At 35.9% G+C, this 17941-nt stretch carries 15 protein-coding genes and 2 CRISPR repeat arrays; of the genes, 13 read left to right on the top strand and 2 right to left on the bottom strand.

From position 1 onward, the window contains the following. Positions 1-61: 61 nt before the first annotated feature. A complete protein-coding gene (gene yfcD / locus HMPREF3129_RS07005) occupies positions 62-604 on the top strand; it encodes an NUDIX hydrolase YfcD (protein WP_004243726.1) in 543 nt (180 codons plus the stop codon). Here yfcD and HMPREF3129_RS07000 read toward each other — a convergent pair. Next, positions 601-1647 carry a LacI family DNA-binding transcriptional regulator gene (locus HMPREF3129_RS07000; RefSeq protein WP_004243725.1) on the bottom strand — a complete coding sequence of 349 codons (1047 nt, stop codon included), beginning with the start codon at positions 1645-1647 and terminating at the stop codon, positions 601-603. The two genes, yfcD and HMPREF3129_RS07000, sit on opposite strands and share 4 nt — an antisense overlap. 226 nt (positions 1648-1873) lie before the next feature. Here HMPREF3129_RS07000 and HMPREF3129_RS06995 point away from each other — a divergent pair, with 226 nt between their 5' ends. The 12 genes from HMPREF3129_RS06995 to alr all read left to right on the top strand — a co-directional run bounded on the left by HMPREF3129_RS06995 (position 1874) and on the right by alr (position 15275). Continuing rightward, positions 1874-2317 carry a PTS sugar transporter subunit IIA gene (locus HMPREF3129_RS06995; RefSeq protein ID WP_004243724.1) on the top strand — a complete coding sequence of 148 codons (444 nt, stop codon included), beginning with the start codon at positions 1874-1876 and terminating at the stop codon, positions 2315-2317. Positions 2318-2346: 29 nt separating this feature from the next. Beyond that, positions 2347-2634, top strand: coding sequence for a PTS sugar transporter subunit IIB (locus tag HMPREF3129_RS06990; protein ID WP_012368108.1), 288 nt, complete (start codon positions 2347-2349; stop codon positions 2632-2634). A 10-nt stretch (positions 2635-2644) separates the two neighbouring features. Beyond that, the gene (locus tag HMPREF3129_RS06985; protein ID WP_004243721.1) at positions 2645-3901 is read left to right on the top strand and encodes a PTS ascorbate transporter subunit IIC; all 1257 of its coding nucleotides are present in this window, start codon (positions 2645-2647) and stop codon (positions 3899-3901) included. 130 nt (positions 3902-4031) lie between these two features. Further along, positions 4032-4671: a CRISPR direct-repeat array (repeat unit 29 nt; unit sequence GTGTTCCCCGTATGCACGGGGATGAACCG). Between the two features lie 245 nt (positions 4672-4916). Beyond that, positions 4917-7610: a CRISPR-associated helicase/endonuclease Cas3 gene (locus HMPREF3129_RS06980; RefSeq protein WP_036918650.1), complete on the top strand. Its 2694-nt coding sequence runs from the start codon at positions 4917-4919 to the stop codon at positions 7608-7610. Further along, positions 7607-9205 carry a type I-E CRISPR-associated protein Cse1/CasA gene (gene casA, locus HMPREF3129_RS06975; protein ID WP_036918648.1) on the top strand — a complete coding sequence of 533 codons (1599 nt, stop codon included), beginning with the start codon at positions 7607-7609 and terminating at the stop codon, positions 9203-9205. Before HMPREF3129_RS06980 ends, casA begins: the two co-directional genes overlap by 4 nt. After that, positions 9192-9779 carry a type I-E CRISPR-associated protein Cse2/CasB gene (gene casB, locus HMPREF3129_RS06970; protein WP_070486902.1) on the top strand — a complete coding sequence of 196 codons (588 nt, stop codon included), beginning with the start codon at positions 9192-9194 and terminating at the stop codon, positions 9777-9779. The genes casA and casB overlap by 14 nt, the downstream gene beginning before the upstream one ends. Before the next feature lie 30 nt (positions 9780-9809). Further along, positions 9810-10844, top strand: a complete 1035-nt coding sequence (gene cas7e / locus HMPREF3129_RS06965; RefSeq protein ID WP_036918645.1) for a type I-E CRISPR-associated protein Cas7/Cse4/CasC — start codon at positions 9810-9812, stop codon at positions 10842-10844. Between the two features lie 12 nt (positions 10845-10856). Beyond that, positions 10857-11594, top strand: coding sequence for a type I-E CRISPR-associated protein Cas5/CasD (gene cas5e / locus HMPREF3129_RS06960; protein ID WP_036918643.1), 738 nt, complete (start codon positions 10857-10859; stop codon positions 11592-11594). Beyond that, positions 11594-12271: a type I-E CRISPR-associated protein Cas6/Cse3/CasE gene (gene cas6e / locus HMPREF3129_RS06955; RefSeq protein ID WP_036918640.1), complete on the top strand. Its 678-nt coding sequence runs from the start codon at positions 11594-11596 to the stop codon at positions 12269-12271. The genes cas5e and cas6e overlap by 1 nt, the downstream gene beginning before the upstream one ends. Beyond that, the gene (cas1e, locus tag HMPREF3129_RS06950; RefSeq protein ID WP_036918638.1) at positions 12272-13192 is read left to right on the top strand and encodes a type I-E CRISPR-associated endonuclease Cas1e; all 921 of its coding nucleotides are present in this window, start codon (positions 12272-12274) and stop codon (positions 13190-13192) included. 2 nt (positions 13193-13194) lie between these two features. Beyond that, entirely contained in the window at positions 13195-13491 is a 297-nt protein-coding gene (cas2e, locus tag HMPREF3129_RS06945; protein ID WP_017627993.1) for a type I-E CRISPR-associated endoribonuclease Cas2e, read from the top strand. A 58-nt stretch (positions 13492-13549) separates the two neighbouring features. Then, positions 13550-13883: direct repeats of the CRISPR family, unit length 29 nt; unit sequence GTGTTCCCCGTGTATACGGGGATGAACCG. A 168-nt stretch (positions 13884-14051) separates the two neighbouring features. Continuing rightward, positions 14052-15275: an alanine racemase gene (alr, locus tag HMPREF3129_RS06940; protein WP_036918635.1), complete on the top strand. Its 1224-nt coding sequence runs from the start codon at positions 14052-14054 to the stop codon at positions 15273-15275. A 77-nt stretch (positions 15276-15352) separates the two neighbouring features. Here the strand turns inward: alr and HMPREF3129_RS06935 are convergent, their stop codons facing one another. Further along, positions 15353-17752 carry a membrane-bound PQQ-dependent dehydrogenase, glucose/quinate/shikimate family gene (locus HMPREF3129_RS06935; protein ID WP_036918632.1) on the bottom strand — a complete coding sequence of 800 codons (2400 nt, stop codon included), beginning with the start codon at positions 17750-17752 and terminating at the stop codon, positions 15353-15355. Positions 17753-17941 lie beyond the last annotated feature (189 nt).

The following is a 17941-nucleotide window of genomic DNA, read 5'->3' as shown; positions in this document are numbered from 1 at the left end:
TTGGTATATTCAGGATAAAAATTACGATCGTTTAGCATCGATTAAAAAAGGTTTGTTGAGGATGGAACAAGAAAATACGGCAGTGGTCGAGTGGGTTGATATTGTTGATGAAAAAAATGAAGTTGTTGCACAAGCAACACGTCAACAAATGCGAGCAGAAAACCTACGTCACCGAGCAACTTATATTGTCGTGCACGATGGCATGGGAAAAATTTTGGCACAACGCCGTACTGAAACAAAAGATTTCTATCCAGGTTGGTTAGATGCAACCGCGGGTGGTGTAGTACAACAAGGTGAAAATGCACTCGAAAGTGCACGTCGTGAAGCAGAAGAAGAGCTAGGTATTGCCGGGGTTCCTTTTGCCGAACATGGACAATTCTATTATGACGATGAGAGTTGCCGCGTTTGGGGAAGCTTATTTAGTTGTGTATCACATGGGCCATTTGCATTACAGCCAGAAGAAATTGAGGAAGTATGCTGGCTTACTCCCTTAGAAATCACTGAACGTTGTGATGAATTTACCCCTGATTCACTTAAAGCACTCTCTCTATGGTTAACGCGAAATAATAGTACTCGCTTGGACACAAAAGAAACTACTGACTAAGGGGTACTTTGTCCGAGTTCTAAACGATAAGCATAGTTGATAACGGTATTTTCAAACATAGCGTTATCAACCTCATCACGTAAATGTTGCAATAGTGCAATTAGGTGCTTACCTGCCTCTTTACCTATTTTATGGTAATTAAAGTGTATAGATGTCAGGGAAGGTGCTATTTGGGCGCTATTTTCAGAACCTTCTAAGCAGGCGATAGCGAGATCTTGGGGAATTTTAATTAATCTTCGTTGGCACTCAAACATCATTCCCAAAGCAATACTCTCATGGCTACAAATAACGGCATCTAGTTCGGGCTGACGTAATAAGATCTCTGTTAATGCTTGTCGACCATATGCCATAGAAGCGGGGTCGGGCGTAGTAACACTTTGCTCAGCATTTAAATAATTTTTTAATAAAGCACGCGACCAGCCGGTAATTTGCTGGTGGTGTAAACGTTGTCCTTGTAGCGCACCAACATAGCCGACACAACGTTTACCTTGCTGAATTAAATAATGGGTTAAATCAAATGCCGCTTTTTCATAACCGCAATCAATACTTATTGCAGATTGCTCATTAGATTGACTCGCGACACTGACAACAGGCACATTGGCATTACTGATATGTAAGAACTGTACATCACTTAATTGGGAGCCAAAGGCAACTAATGCGGCAGGGTTACTCTGTAATAGCATATTAATCACATCAGTTGCTTTATGGAGCTGATATTCATAACATCCCACTAATATTTGATAATGATGACGGCTGAGGATCTGCTGCAATGATTGCATAAAATCAGCACTGGCTTTATCAGTAAAAGAGGGCAGTAGTACAGCAATAATATGGCTTTGAGCGGAAGCTAAGGCCCCTGCTGAGGCATTGGGGATATATCCCAACTCTGCCACTGCTTGGTTAACTTTTTCTCTTAATTTATCCGACACTAATTCAGGCGTACGCAATGCGCGAGATACGGTCATTGAACCGACTCCGGCATGTTTAGCAACTTCTTGTAAAGTGACGCGACCTGTATTTCGGCGTTTACGTGTTTTTATCATCGTGATCAGATTTATTCGGCTTTATTTTTAATTCGCAGATCCTACCTGAAATTTTCTCACTCTGCAGAAACAATACAGTGTCAATTGTTGCACTTGTTCGCAATTAACATTTCATCAAAATGATAGCGCTATCACAATTACACATAATCTATCTAGATAGCGCTACCATTAGTGATTATTATCCTTAATACAGAGATCAAAAAAGCACCTTACTGAGGTTATAAATATGCTTAAAACATTATTAACACCGGATGTGGTACAAGTGATCCCACAAGTCAAAGATTGGCGTGAAGCAATTAAAATCGCCTGTCAGCCATTAATTGACAAAGGTTGTATTGAGCCTCGTTATGTTGATGCGATTTATAAATCACACGAGCAAATAGGCCCTTACTATGTATTAGGACCAGGTATTGCTATGCCTCATGCACGTCCTGAAGAAGGGGTTAATCAGCTCTCTTTAGCATTAACTATCATCGAAAAAGGGGTGGAATTTGGTGCTGATGAAAATGATCCGGTGAAACTTTTAATTGTTTTAGCCGCAACAGATAACGATAGCCATATTAATGCCATTGTGAAATTAGCTGAACTTTTTGATAACCAAGATGATATAGACACTTTGTTGCAAGCAAAAAGTAAGGCAGAAGTATTGGCTGTTATTAATCACTATTAATTCAATTTTAAATGACCAAGGGGAATATGATGAAAATTACCGTTGTATGTGGAAATGGTTTAGGCAGTAGCTTAATGATGGAAATGAGCATCAAAAGTATTTTAAAAGATCTGGCCGTCAATGCTGATGTTGATCATGTCGATTTAGGTTCGGCAAAAGGGACACCGAGTGATATTTATGTGGGAACTCGTGATATTGCGGAACAACTTAATGCTCAAGCGGTTAATGGCAAAATTGTTTCTTTAGATAATATGATTGATAAAGTCGCGATGAAAGAGAAACTTTCGACCGCATTACGTGAATTAGGCGCGCTATAAGGAGCCTAGTATGGACTTTTTCCGCTTTCTAATGAGCGATGTGCTTTCAGAGCCTGCTATATTAGTGGGTTTAATCGCATTGATTGGTTTAATTGCTCAGAAAAAACCTGCGACAGAATGTATTAAGGGCACCGTTAAAACCATTATGGGTTTTGTTATTTTAGGTGCGGGGGCAGGTTTAGTCATTAACTCGCTTGGTGATTTCTCAACGATTTTCCAACATGCATTTGGCATTCAAGGTGTTGTACCCAATAACGAAGCCATAGTCTCTATTGCACAAAAAAGCTTTGGTAAAGAGATGGCACTGATTATGTTCTTTGCCATGTTAATCAATATATTAATTGCACGCTTAACACCGTGGAAATATATTTTCTTAACGGGTCACCACACTTTATTTATGTCGATGATGGTCGCGGTGATTTTGGCAACAGCGGGTTTAGAAGGGGCGGTATTAGTTGCAGTAGGTTCATTAGTTGTTGGGGTATCAATGGTATTTTTCCCAGCCATTGCACATCCTTATATGAAAAAGATCACCGGCTCTGATGATGTCGCATTAGGCCATTTCTCTACTATTTCCTATGTTGTATCTGGTTTTATTGGTAGTAAATTTGGCAATAAAGCGCATTCAACGGAAGAGATGAATGTACCTAAGAGTTTACTCTTTTTGCGTGATACGCCAGTTGCGATCGCTTTCACCATGGGCATAATTTTTATTATTACGTGTTTATTTGCCGGTGACACTTTTGTTCGTGAAGTTAGTGGTGGTAAAAACTGGTTTATGTTCTCCTTAATGCAATCCATCACCTTTGCGGCAGGTGTTTATATTATCCTACAAGGTGTACGTATGGTGATTGCAGAGATTGTTCCTGCATTTAAAGGCATTTCTGATAAGTTAGTTCCCAATGCAAAACCTGCGCTTGATTGTCCCGTGGTATTTCCTTATGCACCTAATGCCGTTTTAGTCGGTTTTCTGAGTAGTTTTGCAGCGGGTGTCATTGGCATGTTTATTCTTTATGCTTTAGATTGGACTGTGATTATACCCGGGGTGGTACCTCATTTCTTTGTGGGTGCAACTGCAGGCGTATTTGGTAACGCCACAGGGGGACGCCGAGGTGCTATTTTAGGTGCTTTTGCTCAAGGTTTATTGATTACTTTCTTACCCGTATTTTTATTACCTGTACTTGGTGATATTGGTATTGCCAATACCACATTTAGTGATGCAGACTTCGGTGTGATTGGTATTCTATTAGGGATTATTGTTCGTTAATACTACCGACGTTGATATTACTTATTAGTGGAATTTTAATAAATGCCCGACTTTTTAACCCGTCGGGCATTTTTTTGGTAGAAATAGTGTATTTAAATTTTCTTTATAGATTCAATCTATTATGATTAGAGTGTTCCCCGTATGCACGGGGATGAACCGTGAAGCGGAAACCACCACTAATATTATCGGTGGTGTTCCCCGTATGCACGGGGATGAACCGCTATGGATAACTTTAACACCGATGAGCCATTAGTGTTCCCCGTATGCACGGGGATGAACCGAAATTCATGGTCTTTCTGGTGAAGAGCAGGCTGTGTTCCCCGTATGCACGGGGATGAACCGCGTTCAATGTTACTAATGTTAATCGCTATTTCGTGTTCCCCGTATGCACGGGGATGAACCGGTGATTTTGCTTGTCGCGACACACGTAATGTCGTGTTCCCCGTATGCACGGGGATGAACCGTTACTCACCTCGGTATCTACCGCTTCCTGATCGTGTTCCCCGTATGCACGGGGATGAACCGCGGATTTGTTGGGTGAATATTTGTCGATTGTCGTGTTCCCCGTATGCACGGGGATGAACCGCAGTACGTTCCTTTTCATCGTGGGATCTCAATAGTGTTCCCCGTATGCACGGGGATGAACCGGTGTTCGAATACCGCTTGCCCGCTGAACCCCAGTGTTCCCCGTATGCACGGGGATGAACCGATGACTAGACCAGCACGCGGTGAGCGTAATAAGTGTTCCCCGTATGTACGGGGATGAATCGATCATCTTGTGCATTTTTATTATGTACTGTTTTCTAAATATTCTAAGAGTTATGTTGTGATATTAAGTGGGCAATAAGTTTTGAAAAAGTCACTATAGTCAATTCATATATGTTGTAAAATAGCAACATATATGAAGCTTTGATAAAGTTTAATAAGAAGTAGATCTCTTTTTAAACATTATTTAGAGAAAAAAATAGCTATTAATTGTAATATCTTCCTGTGGTAAGAGAACGAGTTAAGCAAAATGGATAAAGATTATTATAGCTACTGGGGCAAGTTTAAATCAGAAAATAATCATGAATACTATCATTTGCTTCCATATCATAGTTTGGACGTGGCTGCTGTAGGTATGATATTGTTTCCAGAAAACTCAAAAATTATAAAAGATATTTCTACTTTTTTACAAATACACCCAAAAGAATTTTCTAAACTGTTTTTATTATTGCTTTCTCTTCACGATATTGGCAAGTTTTCTTCTTCATTTCAATATATTAATCCAAATATAATAGATAAATTAAAAGTGCCTGAAAGTAGGTTTTCCTATGATGGAAATAATTATCGCCATGATCGTTTAGGTTATTACTTTTGGAGAAAAATAAAAAATACTATTTTTTCATCAATAATAATATCTAACGCTGATTATAAAGAAAGAAAAATATCTGATGGTTTTTGGATTATTTTTGAAACAGCATTAGGGCATCATGGAAAACCTATTAATAAGAATAATATTGATGAGTCTATAGAGAACTATATTCATAAAGATAATGATAAAGCTGCTATTGATTTTACTCTTGATATATTAAAATTATTTTCTCCCAAACTTTCTGTAGAAAATTTTTATGATAAAGGATGGAAAGAAAGATTAAAACAAATATCATGGCTTCTTGCCGGGATGGTAACACTTTCAGATTGGATCGGTTCAAATAGAGATTATTTTCCTTATTATAAGAAAAAAATACCGTTATCTGAATATTGGTCTTTAGCCTTAAATAGAGCAAAAAAAGCTGTATTATCAAGTGGTTTTAATCGAAATTATCAAATATCACCTTTTATTTCTGTTGAATACCATTTTGGTTATAAACCTACACCATTACAACAATGGGCTGAAAAAGTTACAATTAATGAACACCCTCAATTGTTTATATTAGAAGATACTACAGGTTCTGGAAAAACAGAGGCTGCATTAACACTTGCTCATCGACTTATGGAAGTTGATGCAGCTGATGGTTTTTACTTCGGGTTACCTACACAAGCTACATCTAATGCAATGTTTTTAAGGATAATTAATCACTATAAAAAGATATTCGATGAAAAAAATGAAGTACCAAGTATTGTGCTTGCACACAGTGCTAGTAATATGAATGAACAGTTTACTAAAATAATTAGAGATGGTAACGAGCGATATAATATTAGTGATAACACCGCATCTGCACAATGTTATCAATGGTTATCAGACTCAAGAAAGAAAGCATTATTAGCAACTATAGGGGTTGGAACCTTGGATCAGGCATTATTATCTATGTTACCAAGAAGACACCAATCTTTAAGATTATTAGGACTAAATAGAAAAATTATTATTTTTGATGAAATCCATTCAGCTGATGAATTTATGTTTGAAATAATAGAAAAACTATTATCAACACATTTACATCAAGGTGGTTCAGTTATTTTATTAACAGCAACATTATCACTTAAACAAAGAAAAAGAATAATAGATGGTTGGTTTAATGCGTTTAATCAAATATCTCCTGAAATAGAATCAAAAAGCTTTCCATTGGCAACACATCTAACTTGTTTTCCAAAAGTTATAAAAAAAGAATATCCATTAAAAAGTAGGAATCAAGTAAGTAGAAAAGTTAAAGTTGAAATAATAAATAAAGAAGATCAATGTATTGATATTATTATTAGTGCTATAAATAATGGAAATTGTGTGGTTTGGATAAGGAATACGGTTAATGATGCGATAAAATCATATTATGATATAAAAAAAAGATTATCTAAAGATAATAATTGTTTATTATTTCACAGTAGATTTAATTTAAAAGATAGGAAGATACGAGAAGAGCAAGTATTAAAGTATTTTGGAAAAAATAGTACCGCTCAACAAAGAAAAGGCACTGTATTAATTGCTACTCAAGTTTTTCAAGAAAGTTTAGATGCTGATGCTGATATCATGATTTCAGATATTTGTCCTATTGATGATCTTATTCAACGCTCAGGACGATTACATCGACATACACGAACAAAATATGGGGATTACACATCAGAAACGATTGATAAACGTCGACCTCCTATTTTATATGTACATGCTCCTTTATTTATAGAGACCCCATCAAGCTGTTGGTTAACAGAACAATTTTCATCAACAGAAACAGTTTATCGTTCACCTGGTCGTTTATGGCTAACATTAAGAAGTTTAACTCGATTAGGTGAAATTAATATGCCAAAAGATGCGAGACAGTTAATTGAATCCGTCTATAGTGATAATGCTTACAATGAAATTCCTCAATCTTTAATACAAAAAGAAAATAATGATATAGGTGAAAAAAAAGCCAGAGTATCAAAAGCAAAAATTCAATTATTAAAGATAAATAAAGGCTATAGTGAAGAAAGTTCAGAATTTTGGACAGAAGATCACTATGATATTAGTACTAGATATAGTGATATAGAAATGGTTAATATTCTTTTATTAAAAAAAATAAAAGATAATTATGTTCCTTGGATAGAAGATTCTCATTTTTCTATTGCTTTAAGTACAGTTAAGATTTCTAAAAAGAAATATGCTGATAAATTAGTATCAGTACCCCAAGAGGTAATTGATACAATTAATAAGCAATATCCACAGGCACGATATTTACAATTGTGGATACCAGATGAAGATCACTATTATCAATATGATCATTTAATCGGTTTTTGTGAAAGACAGGAATTGTCATGAATATTATTAATCAACCTTGGTTGCCTTTTCGTTTTCGTGATGGCGAGATTAAAACACTTCCAATATCAGCTATTTCACATCCTGATATTATTGATTTCTCATTAAATAGAGCCGATTTTAAAGGTGCTGCTTATCAATTTGCAATAGGGTTATTACAAACGATATTTGCACCAGAGGATGAAGATGAATGGGAAGAATATTTTGAAACACCACCTTCAAGTAAAAAATTACAATCTGCATTTGATAAAGTTGCACATGCTTTTAATATAATGGGTGATGGCCCTTTATTTATGCAGGATTTTTCAACTTTAGAAGAGCAAAAAAATATTCCTATAGCTCAGTTGCTAATAGATGCTCCTGGTGAAAATGGAATAAAGCAAAATACAGACCATTTTATTAAACAAGGTATTGCTGATGTAATGTCATTAGAGATGGCTGTGTTAGCTTTATTTACCTTACAAATAAATGCCCCTAGTGGTGGCAAAGGTCATCTAGTCAGTCTAAGAGGAGGTGGACCTTTAACAACATTAGTTTATCCCGCAGAAGAAAATTCAACATTATGGCAAAAATTATGGCTTAATGTAATTAATAGAGAATTTTGGGAATATGATGAACCAAATTTTGATGATGGTAGTGTTTTTCCTTGGTTAATACCGCTAAATTTAAAAGAAGGAAAAGGTGAAAAAGTTTCACCTGATGATGTACATCCCCTTTATATGTACTGGGCAATGCCTCGTAGAATAAGATTAAAAGTAGAAAATAAATCTGTCACTTGTCAAATTAGTGATATGAAAAGTAATTTTTCAGTTAGATATTATGTTACTAAAAATTATGGATTAGACTATCAAGAAGGTTGGTTACATCCATTAACGCCATATTATTGGGATCCTAAAAAGCCAGAAATGTTTCCTAATTCTATTAAAGGAAGACAAGGAGGTATTCACTATAATTTGTGGGATCGATTATTTTTATCAAGTAATGAAAATGGACAAAAAAGCGCTACTGTTGTCAGTCATTACTTAAAGCTATATCAATTATTAGAATTCACAAGAAAGCCTAGATTACTTATTTTTGGTTATGATATGGATAATATGAAACCACGTGGATGGTATAATTTAGAAATGCCTATTTTCCATGTAAAAGATGAGTATAATAATAAAATTATTAATGAAATAAAAATTATCCAAAAATTAACTATAGATTGCTTAAAAAGTGTAAAAGAACAGGTGAAAAAAGCGTGGTTTAGTAGTCCTAAGGATATGAAGGGCGATATTAGTTTTATTGATTTAACTTTTTGGCAAAGAAGTGAAAATATATTCTTTGAAGTGGTACAAAACATTATCGTTCAAATACAAAAAAATGATTTTCTAACCCATGAACAAGCCAAAAAATGGTTAAACTCTATTAGAAAAATAAGTATTTCTATTTTTGATGAATATGCTTTATCAGCATTAGGAACACAAAAATCAGTTAGTGGGTGTATTAAAGCAAGAAATGGTTTAATTAAAGATCTTTATAGTAATAAAAGAATAAAGAAGTTTACTGAAGACTTTAAAATTACTAAGGAAAATGGAGAACAATATGGGATCTTATAAATCAAAAAATATTACTTTATATAATTATCCAGAATTAAAAATTAATGTATTACGTTGGTGGGAAAGTCTATTTTTATCACCAAATGAATTAAGTAAAAAAGGTATTTTACCAGCACCGAATCGTTATAAATCTGAATTGAAACGTTGTGATTCTATTACTGCTATTATGTTAACCGAAGGGTTTCGTGCTTTATGGTTGAGTTTTCCTGTGGACCTTATTAATAATGCTACAACGGAAGATATTGAGCGTTGGGCAAAAATAGTAGCTATATTAGTTTATATTACGCAGGATAGTGAAAAACACTTTGCTACTATTGCAGGTGAAAAAGATGAGAGTAAAAAATCTTGTATCAGTGAATCCCGTTTTTTACAACTACAATCTTCGCGTACTTATGATGAGTTTATTCGGCGTTTAAGGAGAATTTTAATTCAGATTAAAGGGAAATCATCTGTCTTATCAATGTGTAAAGATATTGAAAAGTGGGTTTTAGAAAAACAGCGCTTTAGTTCTATACAAAAAAATAAACAAATTATTATTGAGTGGGCAATGAAATATTATCAGGCTGCCATTTAACTATTTTAACTATTTAATAAGGAATAAAAAATGAGTCAATTTATTCAATTACATATTTTAACTTCTTATGCTCCTTCTAATTTAAATCGTGATGATTTAGGACGACCAAAAACAGCGATAATGGGAGGATTTGAACGTTTAAGAATAAGTTCTCAAAGTTTGAAACGTCATTGGCGGACATCAGAGTTATTTAATATTGCCCTTTCTGGTAATATTGGTATTCGTACTAAAAAATTTGGTTTACAGCTTTACGATGCATTAATTGAAGGTGGGGTTTCTGAAAAAAATGCCAAAAATTGGGTTGAGTTAATTATAGAACAATATGGAAAAATAAAGAAAGATTCTATTGAAACAGAACAACTTGTTCATATTAGCCATTTAGAGAAATCTTTGGCATTTGATTTAATTAATTTACTTATAAAAGAGCAAAGAGAGCCAACAAAGCAAGAATTAGAGAGTTTAAAAACAATAAATACCTCAGTAGATATTGCGTTGTTTGGTAGAATGTTAGCTTCAGCACCGAAATATAATATTGAAGCTGCTTGCCAAGTTGCTCATGCTATTAGTGTTCATAGTACTGTTATTGAAGATGATTATTTTACGGCTGTCGATGATTTAAATAATGGTGAAACAGATACTGGCTCAGCACATATTGGTGAAGCAGGATTTGCTGCTGCTCTTTTTTATAGTTATATCTGTATTAATAAAACGCAATTAATTGAGTCTTTAGACGGTAATGAAGAGCTGGCAAATAAAGCAATTCAAGCATTAACTGAAGTTGCGATTAAAGTTTCTCCAACAGGTAAACAAAATAGCTTTGCTTCTCGTGCTTATGCTAGCTATGTTTTGGCAGAAAAAGGAAGTTATCAGCCACGCTCTTTATCTGTTGCATTTCTAAAACCAATTGATGATGAAGATATGGAAAATGCGGCTATTAATGCATTAAAGTTTAGAATGGAGAATTTTGACAAAGTTTATGGTACTTGTGCAGAGTCTCGCTATCAACTTAATGCAGTACAAGGGGAAGGTTCCCTTTCTGGATTATTACAATTTGTTGCAGAGTAATGAGGAGATATTATGGCCCAATATCTCGTTTTTCGTCTTTATGGTCCGCTTGCTAGTTGGGGATTGCCAGCAGTAGGCGGTGATAGACAAACAGGGATAGCTCCTTCACGTTCAGCTATTTTAGGCTTACTGAGTGCATCATTAGGCATTAATCGAAAAGATGAAAGTAAACTACTTCAATTGCAACAAAGTGTTTTAGTTGCAACAAAACAACTTGTACCAAGTATGTTGTTAAGAGACTTTCATACGACACAAGTTCCCTCTAAACGTAAAAATATTACACACCCAACTCGACGTAGTGAATTAGCTGAAAAAGATCAAAATACTATTTTATCTAGCCGAGATTATCGATGTGATGCGATATGGATCATTGCGATTAAATTAACGGGACATTCTCAATATACGCTTGAACAACTAAAAAATGCATTATTAAAACCTGTTTATATACTGAGTTTAGGGCGTAAATCTTGCCCCCTCTCTTTACCAATGATGCCTAAAATTGTAGAAGTAGAGCAATTAAAAGAGGCATTGGATACTCAATTTCCTTATATAACAACATCGGATAAAGCAGATAGTTATTGGTTTCATTCAGATGGGTGGGTAACGTATTTTTGGGAAGGAAATTATCAAGATATCAAGGGAGAAAATATTATGACATTGTACCCTTGGGATGATCCGATAAATAGACAGCATTGGCAATTTCGTCAACGTAAAATGTATCAAATGAGTGTAAAAAGGGAGAGTGAATAATGTATTTATCAAGGATCTCAATAGACTATTCTGCTGATTATTTACACTCACTATTAGCGAATAAGTTGCCGGACGGATATACAATTCATCAGTTATTATGGCGGTTGTTTACTGAAGAAAAAGAACGCTCATTTTTGTATCGATTAGAAATAGGAAAAAATGGTAAACCTATTTTTTATATTCTTTCTTCTATAGCTCCAACTACTAAGAATAATTTTTTTAAAATAGAAACTAAACCTTTTTTACCCAAATTAGTTAAAAAAATGAAATTAGCCTTTTCATTAAGAGCAAATCCAACGGTTTGTATTACTGATAAAGAAGGAAAACGGCATCGTCATGATGTTCTTATGCATGCTAAAAAACAAGCTCAACTTGATGGAAAAGATTACAGTCATGATGATATTCATCATTTAATGCAACAAGCTGCATTAAATTGGATTAGTTCTGATGATCGTTTAAATAAATGGGGTATTTCATTAACTCAGTTACCTGATATTAAAGCTTATACACCTGAGCGTATTAAAAAGCCTTCAGGAAAAATAATGTCTTTTTCTTCTGTTGATTATCAAGGTGTTCTAACAATCGAAGAACCTCATTTATTTTGGCAACAATATCAGCAAGGGTTTGGCAGAGCAAAAGCGTTTGGTTGTGGATTGATGCTTATCAGGAATATTTAAATGGCCTTCATTCCTTTAAGACCGATTCCAATTAAAGATCGACACTCAATGATATTTATTGGAATGGGACGAATTGATGTAAAAGATGGCGCTTTTGTTGTTATTGATGAAATTAACGGTGAAAGAATGCTTATTCCTGTAGGATCCTTAGCATGTATTTTATTGGAACCTGGAACACGTATTAGTCATGCTGCAGTTAAATTAGCAGCAACCGTAGGAACATTACTAATATGGGTTGGTGAAGCAGGTGTGAGGCTTTATTCTGTTGGGCAACCGGGAGGTGCCCGATCAGATAAGTTATTGTATCAAGCAAAATTAGCACTTGATAATGATTTGCGTTTGAAAGTTGTTCGCAAAATGTTCGAACTCAGATTTGGTGAATCGGCTCCTTTAAAAAGAAGTGTGGATCAATTACGTGGAATCGAAGGAGCTAGAGTTAGAAAACAATATCAAATGTTAGCTAAGAAATTTAAAATTGATTGGAAAGGACGACGCTACGATCCAAAAGATTGGGAAGCCAGAGATATTATTAACCGCTGTATTAGCGCTGCGACAGCCTGTTTATATGGTGTCACTGAAGCTGCAATTTTAGCAGCAGGTTATGCACCCGCAATTGGTTTTGTGCATACAGGAAAGCCACTTTCTTTTGTTTATGATATTGCGGATATCATAAAATTTGACACTGTTGTTCCAGTGGCTTTTAAGGTTGCATCATATAAAGCAATTGCGCCTGATAGAGAAGTTCGTATTGCTTGTAGAGAAGCGTTTCGTAAGTATCAAACACTCAATAAACTTATCCCTTTAATTGAAGAAGTTCTTTCTGCGGGAGAAATTACTCCACCTGAACCACCTATTGATGCTCAACCCCCTGCAATTCCTCAAGCTCACCCTTTTGGCGATGAAGGTCATAGAGAAAAATAGTAATGAGCATGATTGTTGTTGTAACTGAAGCTGTTCCTCCTCGATTAAGAGGGCGACTTGCTGTGTGGCTATTAGAAGTGAGAGCGGGTGTATATGTTGGTAATGTTTCAGCTCGAATAAGAGAAATGATTTGGCAACAAATTAATGAGTTTGCTGAAGATGGTAATGTCGTTATGGCATGGGGAACTAATACTGAGTCAGGTTTTGATTTTCAAACCTATGGTGAGAATCGACGAGAGCCTATTGATTTTGATGGCTTGAGATTAGTGTTATTTAAGCCATATAAAGAAGATGTATAATCTTCGGTAGAAATAAATATATTTTTTTATTTAATAAAATCAAGTGAATATAATTAGAGTGTTCCCCGTGTATACGGGGATGAACCGCTTTAGACCATTTAGACAAAGGGGAATTGAGAGTGTTCCCCGTGTATACGGGGATGAACCGAGTGAGTGATTGCTCAGGTTTTTCTGGATACTGTGTTCCCCGTGTATACGGGGATGAACCGGCCTGATGCTGTTGTCTGATGTTCCTTATCCCGTGTTCCCCGTGTATACGGGGATGAACCGGCACATGGGGGTACCGATGCAGAAGAGAACCTGTGTTCCCCGTGTATACGGGGATGAACCGTGACTTTAATTCCGTTTTCTTTTGCTTCATTAGTGTTCCCCGTGTATACGGGGATAAATTATCATCAAGTCTTCTCTCTTACTTGGTATTTATGCAGAGATGAATTTTTATATTTATTATCTGAATAATAATGCTATTATCCTAAGTGAATATTCATAATGTGTATATTTTTGTGCCTAATTAATTATAAAAATAGGTTTAACATCATAATCACTAAGGAAGAAAGAAGATGCCTTTAGCTATTCGATATCTTGCGTTATTACCACTTTTCGTTATTACTGCTTGCCAACAGCCTGTAAATTATAATCCACCAGCAACTCAAGTGGCTCAAGTTCAGCCTGCTATTGTCAATAATTCATGGATTGAAATTTCACGAAGCGCACTCGACTTTAATGTAAAAAAAGTCCAATCATTATTAGGTAAGCAATCCTCTCTTTGTGCTGTGTTAAAAGGAGATGCTTATGGGCATGATTTATCGTTAGTTGCCCCAATTATGATAGAAAATAATGTGCAATGTATTGGTGTAACAAATAACCAAGAATTAAAAGAAGTACGTGATTTAGGATTTAAAGGCCGTTTAATGCGAGTGCGTAATGCGACAGAACAAGAAATGGCACAGGCAACCAGCTATAACGTAGAAGAGTTAATTGGTGATCTTGATATGGCAAAAAGATTAGATGCTATTGCCAAGCAACAAAATAAAGTCATTCCTATTCATTTAGCATTAAATTCAGGTGGCATGTCTCGTAATGGTTTAGAGGTCGATAATAAATCTGGGCTTGAAAAAGCAAAACAAATTTCTCAATTAGCTAACCTAAAAGTGGTTGGTATTATGTCTCATTATCCCGAAGAAGATGCTAATAAAGTAAGGGAAGATCTGGCTCGTTTTAAGCAACAATCTCAGCAAGTGTTAGAGGTGATGGGATTAGAGCGTAACAATGTCACATTACATATGGCAAATACCTTTGCGACAATTACCGTGCCTGAGTCATGGCTGGATATGGTACGTGTGGGAGGTATTTTTTATGGTGATACCATTGCGAGTACAGACTATAAACGTGTGATGACCTTTAAATCCAACATTGCTTCAATCAATTATTATCCTAAAGGTAATACGGTTGGCTATGATCGTACTTACACATTAAAACGTGACTCAGTACTAGCTAATATTCCTGTAGGTTATGCAGATGGTTATCGTCGCGTTTTTAGTAATGCGGGGCATGCATTAATTGCTGGGCAACGCGTACCTGTTTTAGGAAAAACATCAATGAATACCGTTATGGTTGATATTACCAGTCTTAACAATATCAAACCAGGTGATGAAGTTGTATTTTTTGGCAAACAAGGTAATAGCGAAATTACCGCAGAAGAAATTGAAGATATCAGTGGTGCATTGTTTACCGAAATGTCAATTTTATGGGGAGCAACCAATCAACGGGTATTAGTTGATTAAGCTAGGTTGTGAGTGTTAGCAAATAATAAAAAGGCGATTGAAAATAACAATCGCCTGATATTATTGATAATTTAAAGCTATAAATTATCAGGTAACCCATAGGCCACTAAGCTATCGCCCATTTTAGTACCAAATGAACCATGTCCGCCGGCCATAATGACCACATATTGCTTGCCTCCAATAGAGTAGGTCATTGGCGTTGCTTGTCCACCTGCGGGTAATCGTGCTTCCCATAACATTTTGCCATTCGTCACATTAAATGCTCGAATATAATTATCCTGAGAAGCAGCAACAAACATCACATTACCTGCGGTTGAGATAGCGCCTCCTAGCCCAGGAACACCAATTTTTAATGGTGGTAATTCCACTAAATTAGGCAAACTATCCCTAATGGTGCCAAATCGTTGTTGCCAAACAAGCTCATTTTTTGTTAAATCAACACCAGCAACAAATCCCCAAGGGGGTTGTTTACAAGGTAATCCTAGTGGTGATAAGAATGGATGAATATCAACACTATAAGGTGTTCCCGTCATGGGTTGTAAACCTTGCTCTCCGTGGCCTGCGTCAATTGCTTGACTGTCTTGAGGATCTTTTAAATAAAGTTTTGAGATAAAAGGCAAGGTAATAAAGTTCATTACCGCGACTTGTCTATCTTGATTAACAGAAATACCGCCCCATTCAAAAATACCGAGGTTACCAGGAAAAACAAGCGTACCGTTTTCTGATGGCGGTGTATAAATTCCCTCATAATTAAACTGATGGAAAGCGATACGACATAACAGCTGGTCTGCCATTGTGCCACCCCACATATCTGAACCTTGCAACTTATTTTTTGGTGCTAAATTAAGTGCTGAAAAAGGCTGAGTGGGTGAGTAATGCTCACCTTGTGTTTGTGGACCATATTTGACACTAGTAGGGACCGGTTTTTCTGTTACGGGAACAATAGGTGTACCGTCTCTTCTATCAAGAACAAACACATTCCCTGTTTTCGTGACGATATAAATGGCAGGTATTGTTTCATTTTTATCAGTTTTGATATCAACCAGTGATGGTTGCGAAGGAACATCCATATCCCATAAATCATGATGGGTGGTTTGGAAATGCCACAATAGCTCGCCTGTCGACCCTTTTAGTGCTAAAACTGAATTAGCGTAACGCTCTTTTAATGGATGACGATCGCCTCCCCAAATATCGGGTGTACCTACTCCTGTCGGAATATAGACCACATCCGTTTGTGCATCATAAGCTAAAGGCGCCCATGCATTAGGGGAGTTATGAACAAATTGAGTCTCTTTACCTGGCATCACATTGGGATCTTCTGCGCCAGTATCAAATACCCATATTAATTTTCCGCTATTAACATCATAGCCACGGATCACACCAGAAGGCTCTTGAGTTGATAAGTTATCAGTAACAGAGCCACCAATGATAATAGTATTACCGGTGACGATTGGGGGAGATGTTGGGTTATATCCACCCAAATAAGCATAAGGCATAGAAGCTAACAGATTGATTTCTCCATTCTGACCAAAATCACGGCATGCATTACCCGTCTGCGCATTAACTGCGATTAGGCGGCCATCATTGACTGGAAGAAAGACTTTTTCAGGACATTCATCTGATATGCTTGGTTGGCGAACGTCGAGGCTTTTGGCAAATTCGGCACTATTATTTTGATTATAATAGGCAACACCTCGGCAAGTCATATGCTGGAAGCTTTTGTTATATTGCAATTTAGAATCAAAACGCCACTTCTCTTTACCTGTTGCGGGATCTAAGCTAATTAAATATTGGTGAGGTGTACATAGAAAGAGATTATCTTCAATTTTTATAGGCGTAACTTCGTTGGTTATCTCAACGGCATCATTAGCCCTTTTTTCATCACCGGTATGAAAAGTCCATTTCTCAACTAACTTATCAACATTATCACTGTTGATTTGAGTTAATGGTGAATAGCGTATTCCGGCTTGCGTTCTGCCATAAGCGGGCCAGTCATTATCATTTACTCCGATAGGAGATATAGAGTTGGTGGGCTGTTGTTGTGTAAATTGACCATTAATGGCATGAGGATCGGTTAGTGAACTACCTAATATAATGATAAGTGTTGTGGCTAATAGTGTGAATAAGCCAATTTTATTGGTACGACAAGTGTAAACATTATTATTGAGTGTGAAAGGAATAAGGAGTAAGCCTAGAATAAAAATAATATCTAAGCGAGGAGCGAGTGCCCAAAAATCAAATCCTGACTCCCAGATACTCCAGACAATCGTTATTAAAAATAGAAAGTTAAAGAGTAATAGGGTGCTTTTCTTTCGACTTAGAAAGCAAGCTGCAATAATAAGAAGCATGACACCGGTAAAGAGATAAAAAGGCGATCCTGCTAATGAAACTAAATACCCTCCGAGTACAGTAAAGTAAAGCGCCAATATTGTGAGTATGATGAATACTATCCATCGATAGAAATGTGATATTTTCATAATGCTATCGTCCTATTCTTTCTTACCATCTTATAAATAGAATAGACAATAATTTATTAGCTCACCTGTTTGTCTCTAACAACCATTACATTAATATGCATTTATGAGAAATTTTAATATAAAACACTAGTATTGAATGTAAGTGATATGAATACTTAAAGTAGGGTGCTTGTGAACACAAGGCGCAAC

This window comes from Proteus sp. HMSC14B05, from assembly GCF_001808035.1.
Lineage (GTDB): Bacteria > Pseudomonadota > Gammaproteobacteria > Enterobacterales > Enterobacteriaceae > Proteus > Proteus mirabilis.
The sequence above is the reverse complement of the archived record's forward strand: the minus strand, read 5'-3'. Positions and strand labels throughout refer to the sequence as shown.